The organism is Rhodoferax sp., assembly GCF_030653815.1.
GTDB lineage: Bacteria > Pseudomonadota > Gammaproteobacteria > Burkholderiales > Burkholderiaceae_C > Rhodoferax.
On the sequence record NZ_JAURYQ010000031.1, the window covers coordinates 72759 to 90246 of the forward strand.

General features: G+C 56.6%; 21 protein-coding genes. 16 read left to right on the top strand and 5 right to left on the bottom strand.

Annotated elements, in window-relative coordinates; translation table 11 throughout:
• Position 1 precedes the first annotated feature (1 nt).
• Together rsmG and mnmG are read right to left on the bottom strand one after the other, a co-directional pair.
• Positions 2–673 carry a 16S rRNA (guanine(527)-N(7))-methyltransferase RsmG gene (rsmG, locus tag Q7U49_RS10745; RefSeq protein WP_304764269.1) on the bottom strand — a complete coding sequence of 224 codons (672 nt, stop codon included), beginning with the start codon at positions 671–673 and terminating at the stop codon, positions 2–4.
• Positions 673–2715: a tRNA uridine-5-carboxymethylaminomethyl(34) synthesis enzyme MnmG gene (mnmG, locus tag Q7U49_RS10750; RefSeq protein ID WP_304764270.1), complete on the bottom strand. Its 2043-nt coding sequence runs from the start codon at positions 2713–2715 to the stop codon at positions 673–675. The genes rsmG and mnmG overlap by 1 nt, the downstream gene beginning before the upstream one ends.
• Before the next feature lie 172 nt (positions 2716–2887).
• Here mnmG and Q7U49_RS10755 point away from each other — a divergent pair, with 172 nt between their 5' ends.
• From Q7U49_RS10755 to gstA, 3 genes are all read left to right on the top strand, one after another.
• A complete protein-coding gene (locus Q7U49_RS10755; RefSeq protein ID WP_304764271.1) occupies positions 2888–4102 on the top strand; it encodes a 6-phosphofructokinase in 1215 nt (404 codons plus the stop codon).
• Between the two features lie 9 nt (positions 4103–4111).
• Complete coding sequence (locus Q7U49_RS10760; RefSeq protein ID WP_304764272.1) at positions 4112–4702, top strand: NADPH-dependent FMN reductase; 591 nt, start codon at positions 4112–4114, stop codon at positions 4700–4702.
• A gap of 97 nt (positions 4703–4799) precedes the next feature.
• Positions 4800–5408, top strand: coding sequence for a glutathione transferase GstA (gene gstA, locus Q7U49_RS10765; protein WP_304764273.1), 609 nt, complete (start codon positions 4800–4802; stop codon positions 5406–5408).
• A 58-nt stretch (positions 5409–5466) separates the two neighbouring features.
• Here gstA and Q7U49_RS10770 read toward each other — a convergent pair whose 3' ends face one another.
• From Q7U49_RS10770 to Q7U49_RS10780, 3 genes are read right to left on the bottom strand one after another with little or no spacing between them, the layout of a single operon-like run.
• Positions 5467–5952: a cytochrome C gene (locus tag Q7U49_RS10770; protein ID WP_304764274.1), complete on the bottom strand. Its 486-nt coding sequence runs from the start codon at positions 5950–5952 to the stop codon at positions 5467–5469.
• 29 nt (positions 5953–5981) lie between these two features.
• Positions 5982–6572 carry a NapC/NirT family cytochrome c gene (locus Q7U49_RS10775; RefSeq protein ID WP_304764275.1) on the bottom strand — a complete coding sequence of 197 codons (591 nt, stop codon included), beginning with the start codon at positions 6570–6572 and terminating at the stop codon, positions 5982–5984.
• 26 nt (positions 6573–6598) lie between these two features.
• Positions 6599–6949 carry a c-type cytochrome gene (locus Q7U49_RS10780; RefSeq protein WP_304764276.1) on the bottom strand — a complete coding sequence of 117 codons (351 nt, stop codon included), beginning with the start codon at positions 6947–6949 and terminating at the stop codon, positions 6599–6601.
• A 289-nt stretch (positions 6950–7238) separates the two neighbouring features.
• Between Q7U49_RS10780 and rquA the strand changes: the two genes are divergently transcribed.
• The 13 genes from rquA to minE all read left to right on the top strand — a co-directional run bounded on the left by rquA (position 7239) and on the right by minE (position 17422).
• Positions 7239–7967, top strand: a complete 729-nt coding sequence (rquA, locus tag Q7U49_RS10785) for a rhodoquinone biosynthesis methyltransferase RquA (RefSeq protein ID WP_304764277.1) — start codon at positions 7239–7241, stop codon at positions 7965–7967.
• Between the two features lie 69 nt (positions 7968–8036).
• Complete coding sequence (ccmA, locus tag Q7U49_RS10790) at positions 8037–8672, top strand: cytochrome c biogenesis heme-transporting ATPase CcmA (protein WP_304764278.1); 636 nt, start codon at positions 8037–8039, stop codon at positions 8670–8672.
• Entirely contained in the window at positions 8669–9364 is a 696-nt protein-coding gene (ccmB, locus tag Q7U49_RS10795) for a heme exporter protein CcmB (protein ID WP_304764279.1), read from the top strand. Before ccmA ends, ccmB begins: the two co-directional genes overlap by 4 nt.
• On the top strand, positions 9361–10098 hold the full coding sequence (ccmC, locus tag Q7U49_RS10800) for a heme ABC transporter permease CcmC (RefSeq protein ID WP_304764280.1): 738 nt from the start codon (positions 9361–9363) through the stop codon (positions 10096–10098). Before ccmB ends, ccmC begins: the two co-directional genes overlap by 4 nt.
• A gap of 19 nt (positions 10099–10117) precedes the next feature.
• Positions 10118–10258, top strand: a complete 141-nt coding sequence (gene ccmD, locus Q7U49_RS10805) for a heme exporter protein CcmD (protein ID WP_304764337.1) — start codon at positions 10118–10120, stop codon at positions 10256–10258.
• Positions 10259–10272: 14 nt separating this feature from the next.
• Entirely contained in the window at positions 10273–10716 is a 444-nt protein-coding gene (gene ccmE, locus Q7U49_RS10810; RefSeq protein WP_304764281.1) for a cytochrome c maturation protein CcmE, read from the top strand.
• Positions 10717–10762: 46 nt separating this feature from the next.
• Positions 10763–12730 carry a heme lyase CcmF/NrfE family subunit gene (locus Q7U49_RS10815; protein WP_304764282.1) on the top strand — a complete coding sequence of 656 codons (1968 nt, stop codon included), beginning with the start codon at positions 10763–10765 and terminating at the stop codon, positions 12728–12730.
• Positions 12727–13251 (top strand): DsbE family thiol:disulfide interchange protein, encoded by a 525-nt coding sequence (locus Q7U49_RS10820; protein ID WP_304764283.1) that lies wholly within the window; start codon positions 12727–12729, stop codon positions 13249–13251. Before Q7U49_RS10815 ends, Q7U49_RS10820 begins: the two co-directional genes overlap by 4 nt.
• A complete protein-coding gene (locus Q7U49_RS10825) occupies positions 13248–13715 on the top strand; it encodes a cytochrome c-type biogenesis protein (protein WP_304764284.1) in 468 nt (155 codons plus the stop codon). The genes Q7U49_RS10820 and Q7U49_RS10825 overlap by 4 nt, the downstream gene beginning before the upstream one ends.
• Positions 13712–15055: a c-type cytochrome biogenesis protein CcmI gene (gene ccmI / locus Q7U49_RS10830; RefSeq protein WP_304764285.1), complete on the top strand. Its 1344-nt coding sequence runs from the start codon at positions 13712–13714 to the stop codon at positions 15053–15055. The genes Q7U49_RS10825 and ccmI overlap by 4 nt, the downstream gene beginning before the upstream one ends.
• Before the next feature lie 456 nt (positions 15056–15511).
• A complete protein-coding gene (minC, locus tag Q7U49_RS10835; RefSeq protein WP_304764286.1) occupies positions 15512–16318 on the top strand; it encodes a septum site-determining protein MinC in 807 nt (268 codons plus the stop codon).
• 23 nt (positions 16319–16341) lie between these two features.
• Positions 16342–17157, top strand: a complete 816-nt coding sequence (gene minD / locus Q7U49_RS10840) for a septum site-determining protein MinD (protein WP_304764287.1) — start codon at positions 16342–16344, stop codon at positions 17155–17157.
• A gap of 4 nt (positions 17158–17161) precedes the next feature.
• A complete protein-coding gene (gene minE / locus Q7U49_RS10845; RefSeq protein WP_296163054.1) occupies positions 17162–17422 on the top strand; it encodes a cell division topological specificity factor MinE in 261 nt (86 codons plus the stop codon).
• Positions 17423–17488: the final 66 nt, after the last annotated feature.

The window sequence follows — 17488 nt, forward strand, 5'->3', positions numbered from 1 at the left end:
CTCATTCGCAATGCGCGATGGGCTTCATCCAAATCAAACACCGTTCGGCATCCAGCCCCGGCACCGTGAGTTGTTCCACGTGGAACACTTTAATGCTTGGCGACAAAGCCGCCAGCTCATCGGCAGGATACCTGGCTTTCATGGCCATCCACACGCCTTGTACCGCCAACGCCTGCATTGACCATTGGGTGAAGTCTGCCAACGAAGCAAAGGCGCGCGAACTGATCACCTGGTATTTATCCGTCAAACTCTCAACCCGCGCGTGGACGCCCCGCAAGTTGGGTAGCTTGAGCGTCACCGCTGCCTGCTGGATGAAAGCCGCTTTCTTGCCCACGGTATCAACACAATCCACCCGGATGTCGGGGCAGCAAATGGCGATCACCACCCCAGGCAAACCGGCGCCGGAGCCCACATCCAACAAACGAACTGGTTCGACTCGCGGACTCGGAGCCAGCAGCGCCAGTTGCCGACGCAAGGTCGGAATCACTGCCAGACTGTCCAGCAGATGGTGTGTCAGCATGTCGTCCGGGTCGCGCACCGCCGTCAGGTTATAGACCTTGTTCCATTTCCCGATCAGTGCCTGATAAGCCAACAAACTGTCGACTTGCGCATCGCTCAGGTTCAGGTCCAGCGCCACCAGACCGGCGCGCAATCTGGCTGCCAGCGTTTGCATCAGGCGGCCTCGCTCTCGGATGCGATGCTTGCAAAACCTTTGAACTTGGTCTTTTTCAAATGGATGGTCAACAAGGAAATGGTCGCCGGGGTGATGCCTGAGATGCGCGACGCTTGACCCAGTGTTTCCGGCTTGTGGCGGTTCAATTTCTGCCGCGCCTCAATGCTCAAGGCGCCCACCTGCATGTAGTCCAGGTCTTGCGGCAGCCTGAGCTTTTCATAGTGGGCGGCGCGCAGCACATCGTCTTTTTGGCGGTCAATGTAACCCGAGTATTTGGAGGCAATTTCGACCTGCTCGATCACCGTTGCCGCCAGGGCCCCAGCCGGTGACAACACGCCTGTTTCACGTGAAACACCCACGGGTAGTTCCGCCAGCGCATACTTGCCGCCATTCAGGGACATCAGCGACTCATAAGTCACCTCAGGCCGGCGCAGCAGTTCAGCCAGGTTGTATTCGTGGTCAATGGCCTTGCCCAGCACCCGCGCGGCTTCAGCCGCATCCAGGTTTTTAGGGCTGACCCAAATCGACCGCAAACGCTCTGTTTCACGTGAAACAGCGTCACGTTTCTGGTTAAAGGCTTGCCAGCGAGCATCATCCACCAGCCCCAACTGCCGACCGAACTCGGTCAAACGGGCATCGGCATTGTCTTCGCGCAGCTGCAGCCGGAACTCGGCTCGGCTGGTGAACATGCGGTAGGGCTCAGTCACGCCTTTGGTGATCAGGTCATCCACCAGCACACCGAGGTAAGCCTCGTCACGGCCAGGCAACCACATATCGCCGGTGTAGCTGATGGCGCCCGCCGCACTGGCCTGGGCATTGCCGCCGCCCATGGCGCGCACCTGCAGCGCGGCGTTGATGCCGGCAAACAAGCCCTGCGCCGCCGCCTCTTCATAGCCGGTGGTGCCATTGATCTGGCCGGCAAAAAACAAACCGCCGATGGCCTTGGTTTCAAACGAGCTTTTCAGCTGCGTTGGGTCAAAGTAGTCGTATTCGATGGCGTAACCGGGCCGCAGAATGTGGGCGTTTTCCAGCCCCGGCATGGAGCGCACCAGCGCATATTGAATGTCAAATGGCAAACTGGTGCTGATGCCATTGGGGTAGTACTCGTGGGTGGTCAGGCCTTCAGGCTCCAGGAAAATCTGGTGGCTGTCCTTGTCGGCAAAGCGGTTGATCTTGTCTTCCACACTGGGGCAATAGCGCGGCCCCACCCCTTCGATCTTGCCGGTGAACATGGGGCTGCGGTCAAAACCGCTGCGAATGATGTCATGGGTGCGTTCATTGGTGTGCGTGATCCAGCACGGCATTTGCTGCGGATGTTGCTCGGGTCGGCCCATGAAGCTGAACACCGGCATCTGCGGGCTCATGCCACCCGGCATGCCATCGCCCGGCTGCGCAATGCACTTGCTGAAGTCGATGCTGCGACCGTCCAACCGTGGTGGCGTACCGGTTTTCAGGCGGCCCTGCGGTAATTTAAGTTCCTTCAGGCGGGCGCTCAGGGACACCGCCGGCGGGTCACCAGCGCGCCCGGCAGCATAATTGTTGAGCCCGACATGGATCTTGCCGTCCAGAAAGGTGCCGGCCGTCAGCACCACGGTGCTCGAGCTGAAGCGAATGCCCACTTGCGTCACCGCGCCGACCACACGATCGCCTTCCACCATCAGATCGTCGACCGCTTGCTGAAACAGCCATAAATTAGGCTGGTTTTCCAGACGCTGGAGAATGGCCGCCTTGTACAAAATGCGGTCCGCCTGGGCACGGGTGGCACGCACCGCCGGGCCCTTGCTTGAGTTGAGAATACGGAACTGAATACCGGCTTCATCGGTTGCCACCGCCATGGCACCACCCAGCGCATCCACCTCTTTCACCAGATGCCCCTTGCCGATGCCGCCAATGGACGGGTTGCAGCTCATCTGCCCCAGGGTCTCGATGTTGTGGCTCAACAGCAGGGTTTTGCAACCCATGCGGGCGGCTGCCAGCGCAGCTTCGGTCCCGGCATGGCCGCCGCCAACGACGATCACGTCGAAATGTTGTGGGTAGAGCATGGTGGTCCGTCCAATGAGGAGAAATTACAAGCAACGCAGATACGGAGCATGCAAGCAAAGCAGTGATTTTACCGACGCACCCAAAAAACTGCTCAGCGCGGCGAACCCGCAAAACTTAGCCCGCATCAGAGGCACAATTCAGCATTCTTTTCCCCTCTTCAAGGAACAGCCCATGGCCTCCGGAAAAATACTCGTCGCCCAGGGCGGCGGCCCCACCGCCGTCATCAACCAATCACTGGTGGGGGTGGCACTGGAGGCCCGGCGCTTCAGCCAGGTCGGCCACATTTATGGCGCCCACCATGGCGTGCGCGGCATCATCGACGAAGACTTTGTCGACCTGACGCAGGAAACCAGCCACAACCTGGAGCTGGTTGCCAACACACCTTCCAGCGCTTTGGGCTCGACCCGCGACAAGCCCGACGCGGCTTATTGCCACGAGATTTTCAAGGTCTTGCAAGCGCATCAGATCGGCCATTTTTTCTATATTGGCGGCAATGACTCGTCCGACACAGTACGCATCGTCAGCCAGGAGGCGCAAGCGGCCAATTACGACCTGCGCTGCATTCACATCCCCAAAACCATTGACAACGACCTGGTCGGCAATGACCACACTCCCGGCTTTCCCTCGGCCGCACGTTTTGTGGCGCAGGCCTTTGCCGGCGCCAACCTCGACAACGCCGCCCTGCCTGGCGTCTATGTGGGCGTGGTCATGGGGCGCCACGCTGGTTTTCTGACAGCGGCGTCCGCCCTGGGCAAAAAATTCCCGGATGACGGCCCGCATCTGATTTACCTGCCGGAGCGGACCTTCGACCTGAACCAGTTTTTACTCGACGTCAAAACCATGTATGAGCGCCACGGCCGCTGCGTGATTGCGGTTTCCGAAGGCATCCACGATGCCAGCGGCACACCCATCGCGGCACTGCTGGCCAAGGAAATGGAACACGATGCGCATGGCAACGTGCAGCTCTCGGGCAACGGCGCACTGGCAGATTTGTTGTGCGAAGAAATCAAGGCCAAGCTCAAGATCAAACGCGTCCGGGGTGACACTTTTGGCTACCTGCAGCGCTCGTTCATTGGCTGCGTGTCGGATGTGGACCAGCGCGAAGCCCGCGAAGTGGGCGAAAAAGCGGTGCAATTTGCCATGTGGGGCGGGCGCGATGGCTCAGTGGCCATCAAGCGCACCGGCTTTTACTCGGTGGATTACGAACTGCTGCCGCTGGAGGCTGTGGCCGGTAAAACCCGCGTGATGGAAGACGAGTTCATCACCGCCAGCGGCACCGATGTCACCGACGCGTTTCGCATGTACCTGCGTCCCTTGCTGGGCTCGGGCATGCCCGATGCCTTCCGGTTGCGCCACCACCCGGTCGCTCGCGTGCTCAAAAAATAGGCAAACCCCATGAAACTTCTGATTTTTGCTGGCAGCACCCGCGCCCAATCCTTCAACCGCCAGCTGGCCAAAGTGGCGGGCCGTCTGGCCAGGCAGGCCGGGGCCGAAGTCACGCTGCTGGAGCTCTCCAGCCTGGCGATCCCGCTGTACAACGCCGACCTGGAAGCCCTTGGCACGCCCCCCGATGTGATTCGCCTGAAAGAAATCATGCTCGCGCATCCGGGCTGGATCATCTGCTCGCCGGAGTACAACGGCAGCTATACCGCGCTACTGAAAAACACCCTGGACTGGGCCTCGAGCCCGGTCAAGGGTGATCCACGCTGGCAGCAGGGTACCGAAGCCTTTACGGGCAAGGTGGTGGGTTTGTTGTCGGCCTCACCGGGCGCCTTGGGCGGCCTGCGCTCCCTGGCTCACCTGACGCCGCTACTGCTCAACCTGCAATGCTGGGTAACACCGCAGCAATTCGCCTTGGGCCAAGCGGGCACGGCCTTCGATGCCCAAGGCGAACTGCTGATCGACAAGCAGCGTGCTGGCGTCGAGTCAGTCGTCAAACAGGTGCTGTGGGCTGCCGAGCGACTCAGCCCCCAGCCACTGCCGTGAATTAACGCCCGCATGGGCAAACCGGGTCGACTCGCGTTAGCATGACAGGATTGACAAATCGTGTCGATGCACAGCAAACTTTTACTGGATTTTTCTCATGAAGCTTTACTACTCACCCGGGGCTTGCTCGCTGTCAACGCATATTGTGTTCAAAGAGTCGGGCCTGGCCTTTGAAGCCATTGCCGCGCCCACCAAGACCCACAAGCTGGCTGACGGCACCGACTACTACAGCATCAACCCACTGGGCTATGTGCCTTACCTGGTGCTCGACGACGGCCGCACCCTGCACGAAGTCCCGGCCATCCTGCAGTACCTTGCCGACCAGGTGCCGGACAAGCAACTGGCCCCTGCCAACGGCAGCTGGGAACGCTACAAGCTGCAGGAATGGCTCAACACCATCGGCACTGAGCTGCACAAAGGTTTTTCGCCCCTGTTCACGCCCGGCATGCCCACGGAAGCCAAGGAAATGGCCAGGACACGGCTGATGTCTCGCTTGGCCTGGGTCGACGGCGAACTGGCAGGCAAAACTTACCTGATGGACGACACCTTTACCGTAGCCGATGCTTACCTGTTTGTGGTGGCAGGCTGGGGCAAACATGTTGGCGTTGACATCTCTGGCTTGAGTCATCTGGGCGCCTTCATGGCGCGCGTCGCTGCGCGGCCTTCCGTGCAGGATGCGTTACGAGCAGAGGGTTTGATCAAGTAACGAATCGCACGCAAAAAAGCCGCTGAAATCAGCGGCTTTTTACAATCAGAAAATCAACTCAATACTTGAGCTTCATTCTTCTGAGTTGCTCCAGGGTGATGGGAGGCATCTCGCCACGCTGGCCAATACCATTCATATCCCATTTATTGCCCTCACCCACCACCCAGGCATTGACAATCTTGAAGTTGGCGGCGCGTTCGGCCTCAGTTTCACCCAGGTACTTGTACATGTTGCCAGGCTTGCCCTTGGCGTAGGGGTTGGTGCCATCGTCCAGGCGGCGCATGAACGCACCGGTGGAATTTCCGTTGACCAGCTGCAACAAGTGCTCATAGGTGTCGCTACGCGGCCCGACCTTGGCTTTTTTGTATTTTTCCTCGTCCAGTTTGAACTCGGCCATGGAAGGCGCATCAGCCTCCGCAGCATGGCATTCGGCACAATATTTTTTCAGCAGTGGTGCCACATCATTGCGATAGGTCACATCGGCGGCCATGGCAGGCAAGGCAACCACAGCACCTGCCATGATGGCGAACAACTTCAATTTCATCATTTCATCTCCTTCGGGTTAAAAAACTACTATGGCCTGGTAGCCGCGTTGCTGAACAGCTCTGCGGGTCCGGGACCTTCAGGTTCCTTGTGGGCAATGGCAAAGTGGCATTCAATGCAAGTCTTGCCTTCAAGTTTGGCTCTGGCATGGCGTAACTTCGCTCTTTCAGACTGCAAATTCGGATCCATCTTGTCGTCCCGATGGCAGCTACGGCAGGTATGAGAGTCGTTCGCCTTCATTTCGCGCCAGATGTTCTGCGCCATGTGGGCGCGCTTGGCCTCGAACTTTTCCGGGGTGTCGATGGACGGTGATATGTAGGTGTAATACAGGTCCTTGGTCGCCTTGATCTTGGCCCACACCAACGGTCCCGGCTCGTGCGGGACATGGCAATCGGTACAAATGGCCCGCACGCCAGTTCGGTTACTGTCATGGATCGTGCCTTTGTATTCAGCAAAGTTGTACGACATTTCGTGACAACTCACGCAGAACTCTTCGGTACTGGTATGCGCCAACACGTAAGCACCCGAAATGCCGAACGACACAGCAAAGACAAAAAGCGCGACGAGCCCGCCCAGGACCAGCTTCCAGTGATGGAGGATTTTTTTAATAAATTGACGCATCTCGCGCAATCGAACTGGGGGGCTACTTAACGCGACAGGATGTATTTGATGAGGTTTTTGACCGCCGCATCATCCTTGGCCTTGATCTTCTGATGCTCTTCCTTGACCCCATCAATTTCAATGGTGGGCGCGGTGGTCAGGTGCGTGAACAGCTCGGCCTCGGCATTCGCCTTGCCCTTTAATTTAGCCGCTGTGGCCTTGTAGGCCGGGCCATCTTTTTTCTTGTCGACAGAATGGCATTTGGCACATTTGTTCGACAAGAGCAAGGCTTCTGCTGCAGCCACGTCAACGGCCTGGGCTTGCAATGCAAAAGAACCGCTGGTCAAGCCAACAGTCAACAAAGCACGTAAAAAACGGGAAAACTTGACTTGGTTCATGAAAATCCTTTGGCACATTAACTGACTTAAAAAAAACTTAATGTATTCATGGCGCCATATTACCCCAAGTAAAAAATTCGCAGGAAGGTCGATTTTTGATTTAAATCAATGAAGCAGGTTTTAAGCTCATGGCCCCAGCGCCAAACCAGGCAATGTCCGCCCGTGACAATTGGCAAAGAATTTGACGGCCGGGCATTTTTTTCGATTTCGGTTAGCATCCAACCAATTTTTTCGTTTCTTCTCTGGCGTCAAAACACTTCCCGGTGTATGCCATTTTTTTGATCAAATCATGATTTTCAACAAAGCCAGCAACAAGCCCGGCGAACTTCCCTCTGTCGCGATCGCTCCGGTGACGGTTCCGCATTACCTGGAATCTACCTATTGGTGGGCTTACACGCACCCAAACGCAGTGCGCGTGTTCGAGCGTCAATGGTTGGTCAACCTGATCTTGTGGGGTAATTTTTCTCGCCTGCGCGACCTGGCCCTACAGGAAATGGGCGATGTCATCAACGGCGACGTGCTGCAAGTGGCCTGTGTTTATGGCAATTTCACGGAGCATCTGGTGCGCCGTCTGGGGCCGCAGGGCCATCTGAATGTGATTGACGTGGCGCCAGTGCAAATCACCAACCTGCATGACAAACTGGGCCATCAAAAGCAGGTCACGGTGTTGCAACAGGATTCTTCAGCTTTGACCTTTGACGATGCCAGCCATGACACCGTGGTGGTGTTTTTCCTGCTGCACGAACAACCGGCCGACGTGCGACGCAAAACCATTGCCGAGGCCATGCGCGTAACCAAGCCGGGTGGCAAGATCGTCTTTGTCGACTACCACAAGCCCAGGGCGATCAACCCGTTCCGCTACATCATGGTGCCGATCCTGACCACGTTGGAGCCTTTTGCCATGGATTTATGGAACGGCCAAATCACAGACTGGCTGCCTGCAGACTGCCAAAACCTGCACATCAACAAGCAAACTTACTTCGGTGGCCTGTACCAAAAGGTGGTGATCACACGTTGATCTGGATTAAATAGCCCGCGCGGCGTGTCGTAGGATAATCCGACTTTTGCTCCTGCGACCACACTGCTTTTGAACACCATTCCATCACTGACTTTTTCCAAGCTTGGTTGCACCCGGGGTGGGCGGCAACTCTTCACGAACGTGGACTGCCAACTTGAAGCCGGTCGCTGGCTGTATGTGGCGGGCGCCAACGGTGTCGGAAAGACCAGCCTGCTGCGCATGGTCTGTGGCCTGGCCTCCATTGAGGCCGGCGATGTGCTCTGGAACGGCCTCTCCATTCATGCCCAACGCGAGGCCTTCCGGCAAGACCTTTGTTACCTGGGCCACTTGAACGCGCTGCAGGAGTCGATGACGGTCGATGAAAACCTGGCTTTCATCACGGCGCTGGGCGGCTTTACCCCTGACAAGGCCGAGGCACAAGCGGTGTTGACGCGCTTTGGCTTGCGCGGGCGTGGTCGGCAACTGGTGCGTCACCTGTCGCAAGGACAAAAACGCCGTGTCGCCCTGACCCGGTTGGCCTTGAGTCCGGCCAAGCTCTGGGTGCTTGATGAACCCTATGTGGCGATGGACGAGGCTGGCATTGTTTTGCTGGCCGACCTGATTGCCAAGCACTTGGCCGAGGGTGGCCTGGCGGTGCTGACCAGCCACCAGCGGGTGCCCATTGGCAATGTGCCGGCCCAGATGCTGGAGCTGCAAGCGCCATGATCAGCACCGTCAAACCTGTCGGACTGGGTTTTGTGCTGCTGGCCATGCTCAGGCGCGAGATCTCGCTGGGCATGCGGCAAAAGGGCGAGGTACTGACCCCATTGGTGTTTTTTGTCGTGATCGCCAGCCTGTTCCCACTTGGCGTCGGGCCTGAATCGGCCTTGCTGCTGCGCATGGCACCCGGTGTGCTGTGGGTCAGCGCGCTATTGGCGGCCATGCTGTCGCTGCAGCGCATGTTCGCCACCGATTACGCCGACGGTTCGCTCGAACAAATGGCACTGTCCACCACCCCACTGGCGCTGCTGGTACTGGCCAAGGCACTGGCCCACTTTGTCCTGGCCGGCCTGCCGCTGGTGCTGATGGCGCCTGTGCTGGGGCTGCAATTTGGTCTGGATACCCGAGCCCTGGGCATCCTGATGCTGTCGTTGCTGCTGGGGACCCCCACCCTGAGCCTGATTGGCAGCATTGGTGCGGCCCTGACTTTGGGCGTACGCGGTGCAGGGGTTTTGCTGTCCTTGTTGATCCTGCCCCTGTATATTCCAGTGTTGATTTTTGGTGCAGGTGCGGTTGAAGCCGACGCCGCCGGCCTGGGGATTGGCGGCCACTTGTCATTGATGTCGGCCTTGCTGGTGCTCTCGCTCTTTTTCTCACCCTTGGCTACCGCAGCCGCTTTGAGGATTTCCCTGGAATGAAAAAACGTGTGATTCATTGGTTCAAGTTCTCATCACCCCAGAACTTTTACCATTTGGCAGGCAAGATGTGGCCCTGGTTTGCCGCGTTGGCCACTGTGCTGGCATTGGTGGGCTTGTGGATATCTTTCTTCGTGGCACCCGTGGATGCCCAACAAGGCCAGGGGTATCGCATTATTTTTGTTCATGTGCCCACTTCGCAGATGTCCATGTTCATCTACCTTGTGATGGCCGGGTGGGCGGGCTTTGGACTGGCCTTCAATACCCGCTTGTCAGGCATGATGGCCTCGGCTTTGGCACCTACCGGCGCGCTGTTTGCCTTCTTGTCCCTGGTGACGGGGTCGTTGTGGGGCAAACCGATGTGGGGGACCTGGTGGGTGTGGGACGCCCGCCTGACCTCCGAGCTGATTTTGCTGTTTTTGTACCTGGGGTTTTTGGCCCTTCAATCCAGCATTGACGATCCAAGGCGCGCCGACAAAGCCTGTGCCATCCTGGCCCTGGTGGGTGCGGTGAACGTGCCCATCATTTATTTTTCGGTCCAGTGGTGGAACACGCTTCACCAGGGCGCTTCAGTCTCCCTGAAAGGTTCCTCCATGGCCTCGACCATGCTGGCAGGCATGCTCATCATGGTACTGGCCTTCTGGATGTACACCATCGCCATCGCGCTGCTGCGGGTGCGCAACATTATTCTGGATCGGGAACGTCACACGGAGTGGGTAAAACATGCAGTGGCTTAGCGTTGAAGACTTTTTTCATATGGGCGGTTACGCCTTTTATGTCTGGGGCAGTTTTGGCATCACAGCCTTGGTCGTTGTGGCCGAAATCTGGCAACTGCGCGCCAAACGGCGCGAAATTCTGCGAAACCTTTTGAACGAAACCGACTCACATCCCAATTGACTTTACTCAAGACCATGAAACCTCGTCACAAACGCACTGCCATGATTGTTGGCGCCCTGGCTGCCATTTCCATGGCCGCCTACTTCGTTCTCAATGCTTTTCAAAGCAATCTGGTTTTCTTCTTCACGCCCTCGCAAGTGGGCGCCGGCGAAGCACCACAAAACCGAACCTTTCGCATTGGCGGCCTGGTCAAGGAAGGCTCCGTCAAACGCGACAACCTGACGGTGGCATTCATCGTGACTGACAGCATCAAGGAAGTCCCTGTCACCTACACCGGCATCCTTCCTGATTTGTTTCGGGAAGGTAAAGGCGTCGTCGCGCAGGGCCAATTGGGTAACAATGGCCAATTCAACGCCTCGGAAGTGCTGGCCAAACACGATGAAAACTACATGCCACCCGAAGCCCAGCACGCGCTGGACCAGGCTGAAATCGAAAAAACCGGCAAGACGCTGAAGTAACGCACTGGCTGTTTGACAGCCCATTTTTCCACACCCGAGACGCACCATGATTCCTGAACTTGGACATTTCGCACTCATTCTTGCCCTGCCGGTGGCTGCCATCCTGGGCATCCTGAGTTTGGCGGGCGGCCAAACCGGCCGGACTGACTGGATGGCGATGGCCCGTCCCGGCGCCCAGATCTTATGGTGGCTCACCGCCTTTTCATTTTTATGCCTGAGCTACGCTTTTTACACCAATGACTTTTCGGTGATGTACGTGGCGCAGCACTCCAATTCGCAGTTGCCCATCATGTACCGCATATCCGCCGTCTGGGGTGGTCACGAGGGCTCGCTGTTGCTGTGGCTGCTGATGTTGTGCGGCTGGATGATGGCGGTGTCCATCTTTTCGCGCCAATTGCCAGATGTGATGGTATCCCGCGTGCTGGGTGTGCTGGGTTTGATTGCGGTAGGTTTTCTGCTTTTCATGTTGATCACCTCCAACCCGTTTGTCCGCCTGAGCGACATCCCCGCCGACGGCCGCGACCTGAATCCCTTGTTGCAGGACCCGGGCCTGGTGTTCCATCCGCCCATGCTCTACATGGGCTACGTCGGTCTCGCCATTCCGTTTGCGTTTTCGATTGCCGCCTTGCTCAATGGCCGGCTCGACGCCGCTTGGGCGCGCTGGACCCGTCCATGGGCCACCGCGGCCTGGATCTGCCTGACCATCGGTATTGCGCTGGGTTCCTGGTGGGCTTATTACGAACTGGGCTGGGGCGGCTGGTGGTTCTGGGACCCGGTTGAAAACGCCTCGTTTTTGCCTTGGCTGGTCAGCACTGCGCTCATCCATTCGCTGGCTGTCACGGAAAAGCGCGGCCTGTTCCGAAGCTGGACCATCATGCTGTCGCTGATTGCTTTCTCGCTCAGCTTGCTGGGCACCTTCCTGGTGCGCTCGGGCGTGTTGACCTCGGTCCACGCATTTGCCACCGACCCCAAACGCGGTGTTTTCATCCTGTTGTTTCTGGCGGTGGTGGTCGGCGGCTCACTGATTTTGTTTGCCGCACGCTCCGGCAAAGTGCGCGCGGGTGGCTCGTTCTCACTGGTCTCTCGCGAGACTTTTTTGCTGGTCAACAATGTGCTGCTCACCACGGCCGCGGCAGCCGTGTTGCTGGGCACGCTCTACCCGCTGATCATTGACGCCCTGAACCTGGGCAAGCTGTCGGTGGGACCACCGTACTTCAATGCTGTCTTCGCACCCATCATGACGCCCGTGCTGCTGTTCATGGTCATCGGCAGTTATGCCCGCTGGAAAAATGACACCGTGGCCAACCTGACCCAAAAACTGCGCCCCATTGCCATCGTCTCGGTGCTTCTCGGTTGTACGGCACCCCTGCTGGCGGGTGAATGGTCGGCGCTGGTGGCCATGGGTCTGACTTTGTCGATCTGGATCGTGCTGGCATCTTTCGTACAGATGTACCGCCAGTTCAAGGACACCGCGAACTGGAAATCAACGCCCATTTCCTACTGGGGCATGCATGTGGCGCACATCGGTATTGCCGTGTGTGTGGTTGGCATCACCATGGTCAAGGGCTACGAAACCGAAAAAGATGTGCGCATGACCATTGGCGACACCGTCGAGGTCGGCGGCTACACCTTCCGCCTGACCGGTATCAATCAGGTACCGGGACCGAACTACAGCGCTGACCGGGGCGATGTAGAACTGATCCAGGGCGACCGTGTGCTGCGCGTGCTCCACCCTGAAAAACGAACCTATTTCTCGTCGACCATGCCCATGACCGAAGCCGCCATTGACAGCAGTCTGACGCGCGATGTTTACGTGTCGCTGGGTGAGCGACTGGAAGGTGAAGGTAAACCCGCCTGGGCCATGCGCGTTTATCACAAGCCCTTCATCACCTGGATCTGGCTCGGTTGCTTCCTGATGGCGTTTGGTGGCGGTATGGCCGTCGTCGATAAACGCTACCGCAAAAAAGTGGCGGCTAAATTGAGCCTGAATGATGTCAAGGGCGCGGTGGCATGAAAAAAGCGTACATCCCGCTGGCTATTTTTGTTGTCTTGCTGGGCTTTTTAGCAGTGGGGCTGACGCTCAAGCCACATGAAATACCGTCGCCCCTGATTGGCAAGCCCGCACCCGCCTTCACTGCACCGGTGCTGGGCAAGCCGGGTGAGACGTTTTCCAACAAAGACATGCTGGGCCAAGTCTGGTTGCTTAACACCTGGGCTTCCTGGTGCGTGGCCTGTCGGGTGGAGCACCCGCTGCTGGTTGAATTTGTCAAAACCAATCCGCTGCCCATCATCGGTCTGGACTACAAAGACAAGGAGTCAGACGGCATGCAATGGCTGGCCCGCTACGGCGACCCCTATACCCGTGCCATCGTTGATGCGGACGGCCGCATCGGCATCGACTTTGGTGTCTATGGCGTGCCTGAAAGCTTCCTGATCGACAAGCAAGGCATCATCCGATACAAACAAATCGGCCCCTTCACCGAAGAAGCCCTGCGTGAGCAACTGGTGCCGCTGATCAAGCAACTCCAACTATGAAACTCCTGATCACCCTGTTTCTTGCCTTGCAATGCGCCATTGGGGTGCACGCCAACGAAGCCGCCCCACTGGCCGAAGACCCGGTGGTAGAGCAGCGCCTGATCGTCATTGCCGAAGAACTGCGCTGCCTGGTGTGCCAAAACGAATCGCTCGCCGGCTCGCGCGCTGACCTGGCCATGGACCTGCGCCGTGAGGTACGCACCCTGATCAAGGCTGGCAAGACCGATGCAGAAATCAAGGAATTTCTGGTCAGTCGCTACGGCGACTTTGTTTTGTATCGGCCCCCGGTCAAACCGACCACCTGGTTGCTCTGGTTCGGACCGCTGCTGCTCTTGATCGGTGCCGTGTGGCTGCTGATCAGCATTATCAAGCGTAATCAAAGACAAAAAGAAACACCTGTTCTCGACGCCACTCAACGGGCCAAGGCACAGGCACTCCTTCAAGAAACCGATTCTTCCAAATGAATGTATTTATTGGCATTTCAGCGCTTTTAACGCTGCTGGTGGTGGCTTGGCTCGTGCGTCCGCTACTGCGTAAACATACCGTGGCAGGCATTTCAAGCGAAAAGCTCAACGCCGCCATCCACCGCGATCAACTGCGCGCCCTGGAAGCCGACTTGGCACGTGGTGTGATTACCCAACAAGACTTTGAAACCACCCGTGACGAGCTGCAACTGCGCTTGCTCGACGACACGGAAAGCTTTGAAGCCAGCCCGAAGGAAAAGACACCGGGCTTCTGGACTGCCAGGCGTACTTCTGTCGCGGTTGGCATCAGCTTGCCGGTCATGGCCTTGGGGCTCTATCTGCAATTGGGCACACCCGAAGCCATCAATCCTGTCGCGGCTGACCACACCCAAAACGAGCAGCTTGCCAAAATGGTGGACACCCTGGCAGCCAGACTCAAGGACAACCCGAACGACAGCAAAGGTTGGGTCATGCTGGCCAAATCCTACAAGGCCATGGAACGTTTCGAAGAAGCACAACAGGCTTTTGAGAAAGCGGGCGACATCGTTAAAACCGATCCTGAACTACTGCTGGATCATGCCGACGTGTTGGGCGTGCTTGCCGGCAACAATCTTGCAGGCAAACCAAAACAGATGATTGAAGAAGCTTTGCGCCTGGACCCCATGAATCCCATGGCGCTGATGATGGACGGTGTCGCTCTTTACCAAAGTGGTGACTATAAGAATGCCGTGACACGTTGGGAAAAATTGCTGGACCTGTTGCAACCCGGCTCTCCCGACGCGCAGCAAGTGCAAGCCAATATAGACGATGCTCGCGCCAAAGGCGGTCTGTCTGCCGGTGCGAGTAACGCACTGCCACCGGTGCCCGCTGGCGCGGCCGCCGGCATGACCCCGGAGATGATCAACCAGATGGTGGATCGGCTGGCGGCGCGGTTGAAAGACAATCCGGACGACCTGGCTGGCTGGGCACGCCTGGCACGCGCTTACAAGGTGCAAAACCGCCTGGATGAAGCGATTGCCGCCTATGCCAAAACCGGCAAGTTGCTCGACACCGACCCAGACTTGCTAACGCAATATGCTGATGCCCTGGCCATGCGCAACAAGAGCCTGCTGGGTCAACCTGGCGAACTGGTCCAGAAAGCCCTGGCCATCGCACCCAGGCACCCCATGGCCTTGATGATGGCCGGCCAGGCAGCTTATCAGGGCGGCCATTACGCGACCGCGATCAGCCACTGGAAGAACGTCCTGTCAGTCTTGCCGGCCAATTCACCCGACACCGAGCTCATCAAAGCTGAAATTGCCGACGCTCAAGCCAGGATCGGCAGCACTGGCAAGCCCTAAGTACCCAGTCCCCATCCCCAGGCCCGGTTTTACCGGGCTTTTTTTTGGTCATTTTTTTTTAACCCGTCAAGAATTACGCGAATTTTTAAACTGTATAAAGTTGTGGATAAATGAACTTGAAAACAAAAGTTATCCACATTTTTTTAAAAAATCTCAAGTTATCCAAATTAAGGATGCAGATCAAAAGCATGGTACCCAACAACAGAAGAGCATGCCTAAGTTTATGATTTTTATAATGTTAATTGACTTATCCACGGAAATTGGAAGACTCTATCTACTACGACTACTTTAAAATATAAATTAGTTGAAGACAATAAAGGCAATTTTTTAACCATTTTTTGCAACATTTAAAAAATCAAAAAAATCCTGTGCATAGAAACAATAAAAGCTGGCTCACGACCTTTTTTGCAGCTGAATCAAGTAAGATTTGCCTGTCCGCAAACAGCAACTTGGCACTTGCCATTTGTCCAGCTACTTTTCATCCATTTTTTTTCAGGCTTCGTGGCAAACACCTTTGAAATCAAAAGCACGCAGTTGCCCTTGGTCGCGTTGCTGCTAAAAACACCTGAGCTTGCTCGTCTCATGGAAGATCTCGACGAGCAGTTCGGTCCGGACAGTCAAAGTCCTGATTTCTTTGATAACGATGCTTTGGTTCTTGATTTTTCCAATTTGGAATCACTCAGTCGGACTGAAGCTCTGCCGCAGTTTCTGACTAAATTACGACAATGTCGTTTGAAGCCCATTGCGTTTAGAAATGCCGGCAAGACCATTGCCGATGAAGCACTGGCCTGTGGGTTGATTGAAGCGCCAGCAGACATGCCGCGCGGCAAGCCTGTCACGCAAAAGAAGCAAGTTGAAAAGCCAGTGGTCGAGTCGGTCAGGGAAGTTGTTCGTGAAGTGATACGCGAAGTCCCTGCCCAATCGACGCTGGTGATCGACAAGCCCTTGCGCTCAGGCCAAAAAGTTTATGCCCGAGGTGCTGATCTTGTGGTTCTGGCCATGGTGAACATGGGTGCCGAGGTGGTGGCTGACGGCAATATTCATGTTTATGCCCCCTTGCGTGGCAAAGCCATGGCAGGAGCCAGCGGCAACACCCAGGCGCGTATTTTTTCACTGTGTCTTGAACCCGAATTGATCTCTATTGCCGGCGTTTACCGTACCAGCGAAAATCCGCTTTCCAAGGACATTCAAGGCAAGCCGGCACAAGTCCGCTTGAGTAGCGACGGGCAAGACAAGCTGCTCTTCGAAGCGCTGAATTCCTAATTTTTTTGAAAGACCTTTTACCAATGGCAAAAATTATTGTGGTGACTTCTGGCAAGGGGGGGGTGGGTAAAACCACGACCAGCGCCAGTTTTTCTACCGGTCTCGCCATGCGTGGTCACAAAACGGCCGTCATTGACTTTGACGTGGGTCTGCGTAACCTTGACCTGATCATGGGTTGTGAGCGCCGCGTGGTCTACGATCTGATCAATGTGATTCATGGCGAAGCCAACTTGAACCAGGCCCTGATCAAGGACAAGCAGTGCGACAAACTTTATGTGTTGGCGGCTTCGCAAACGCGTGACAAGGACGCTCTGACGCAGGACGGTGTCGAAAAAGTGCTGTCCGATCTGGCTGCCATGGATTTCGAGTTCATCGTGTGTGACTCTCCCGCCGGTATTGAAACTGGCGCCTTGATGGCCATGCACTTTGCCGATGAAGCGCTGGTGGTGACCAACCCCGAGGTGTCTTCGGTACGCGACTCAGACCGTATTCTGGGCATGTTGTCCAGCAAGACCCGCCGTGCCATGCAGGGGCTCGATCCGATCAAGGAGCATTTGTTAATCACGCGCTACAACCCGGCACGGGTCAACCAGGGGCAAATGCTGTCCTTGCAAGACATTCAGGACATTTTGCGCATCAAGTTGATCGGTGTGATTCCCGAGAGCGAATCGGTGCTGCAGGCCTCCAACCAGGGGGTACCGGCCGTGCACATGGAAGGCAGTGATGTCTCTGAAGCCTACAAGGACGTGATTGACCGTTTCCTGGGTGAAGAAAAGCCCATGCGCTTCACCGAGCCGCCCAAGCAAGGTTTGCTCAAGCGCTTGTTTGGAGGGAAGTGAGGCCATGTCGTTTTTCTCATTTTTTCTGGGCGAGAAAAAGAAAACCGCCAGCCTTGCCAAAGAGCGTCTGCAGATCATTCTGGCGCATGAGCGCAATGGCCGCAGCCCGGCCACGCCAGACTATCTGCCGGACCTGCAACGCGAATTGATTGCCGTCATCAGCAAGTACATCAAGATCAATCCCGACGACATCAAAGTCAATCTGGAACGCCAGGACAATCTTGAGGTGCTGGAAGTCAAGATCGAGCTGCCAGACGCCCGTTGAACGGCATCACACAACCCCCGGATTGGCATCCGGGCTACAGATTTTTAGGAGTGGCGCCCTCGCCGC

Excerpts from the sequence above, each read along its gene's own strand:
- Q7U49_RS10815 (WP_304764282.1), top strand. The coding sequence starts at position 10,763 with ATGATTCCTGAACTTGGACATTTCGCACTCATTCTTGCCCTGCCGGTG.
- ccmC (WP_304764280.1), top strand. The coding sequence starts at position 9,361 with ATGAAAAAACGTGTGATTCATTGGTTCAAGTTCTCATCACCCCAGAAC.
- ccmB (WP_304764279.1), top strand. The coding sequence starts at position 8,669 with ATGATCAGCACCGTCAAACCTGTCGGACTGGGTTTTGTGCTGCTGGCC.
- Q7U49_RS10775 (WP_304764275.1), bottom strand. The coding sequence starts at position 6,572 with ATGCGTCAATTTATTAAAAAAATCCTCCATCACTGGAAGCTGGTCCTG.
- minD (WP_304764287.1), top strand. The coding sequence starts at position 16,342 with ATGGCAAAAATTATTGTGGTGACTTCTGGCAAGGGGGGGGTGGGTAAA.
- Q7U49_RS10755 (WP_304764271.1), top strand. The coding sequence starts at position 2,888 with ATGGCCTCCGGAAAAATACTCGTCGCCCAGGGCGGCGGCCCCACCGCC.
- Q7U49_RS10760 (WP_304764272.1), top strand. The coding sequence starts at position 4,112 with ATGAAACTTCTGATTTTTGCTGGCAGCACCCGCGCCCAATCCTTCAAC.
- mnmG (WP_304764270.1), bottom strand. The coding sequence starts at position 2,715 with ATGCTCTACCCACAACATTTCGACGTGATCGTCGTTGGCGGCGGCCAT.
- Q7U49_RS10770 (WP_304764274.1), bottom strand. The coding sequence starts at position 5,952 with ATGAAATTGAAGTTGTTCGCCATCATGGCAGGTGCTGTGGTTGCCTTG.
- Q7U49_RS10825 (WP_304764284.1), top strand. The coding sequence starts at position 13,248 with ATGAAACTCCTGATCACCCTGTTTCTTGCCTTGCAATGCGCCATTGGG.
- ccmE (WP_304764281.1), top strand. The coding sequence starts at position 10,273 with ATGAAACCTCGTCACAAACGCACTGCCATGATTGTTGGCGCCCTGGCT.
- ccmI (WP_304764285.1), top strand. The coding sequence starts at position 13,712 with ATGAATGTATTTATTGGCATTTCAGCGCTTTTAACGCTGCTGGTGGTG.
- minE (WP_296163054.1), top strand. The coding sequence starts at position 17,162 with ATGTCGTTTTTCTCATTTTTTCTGGGCGAGAAAAAGAAAACCGCCAGC.
- Q7U49_RS10820 (WP_304764283.1), top strand. The coding sequence starts at position 12,727 with ATGAAAAAAGCGTACATCCCGCTGGCTATTTTTGTTGTCTTGCTGGGC.
- ccmD (WP_304764337.1), top strand. The coding sequence starts at position 10,118 with ATGGGCGGTTACGCCTTTTATGTCTGGGGCAGTTTTGGCATCACAGCC.
- rsmG (WP_304764269.1), bottom strand. The coding sequence starts at position 673 with ATGCAAACGCTGGCAGCCAGATTGCGCGCCGGTCTGGTGGCGCTGGAC.
- gstA (WP_304764273.1), top strand. The coding sequence starts at position 4,800 with ATGAAGCTTTACTACTCACCCGGGGCTTGCTCGCTGTCAACGCATATT.
- Q7U49_RS10780 (WP_304764276.1), bottom strand. The coding sequence starts at position 6,949 with ATGAACCAAGTCAAGTTTTCCCGTTTTTTACGTGCTTTGTTGACTGTT.
- rquA (WP_304764277.1), top strand. The coding sequence starts at position 7,239 with ATGATTTTCAACAAAGCCAGCAACAAGCCCGGCGAACTTCCCTCTGTC.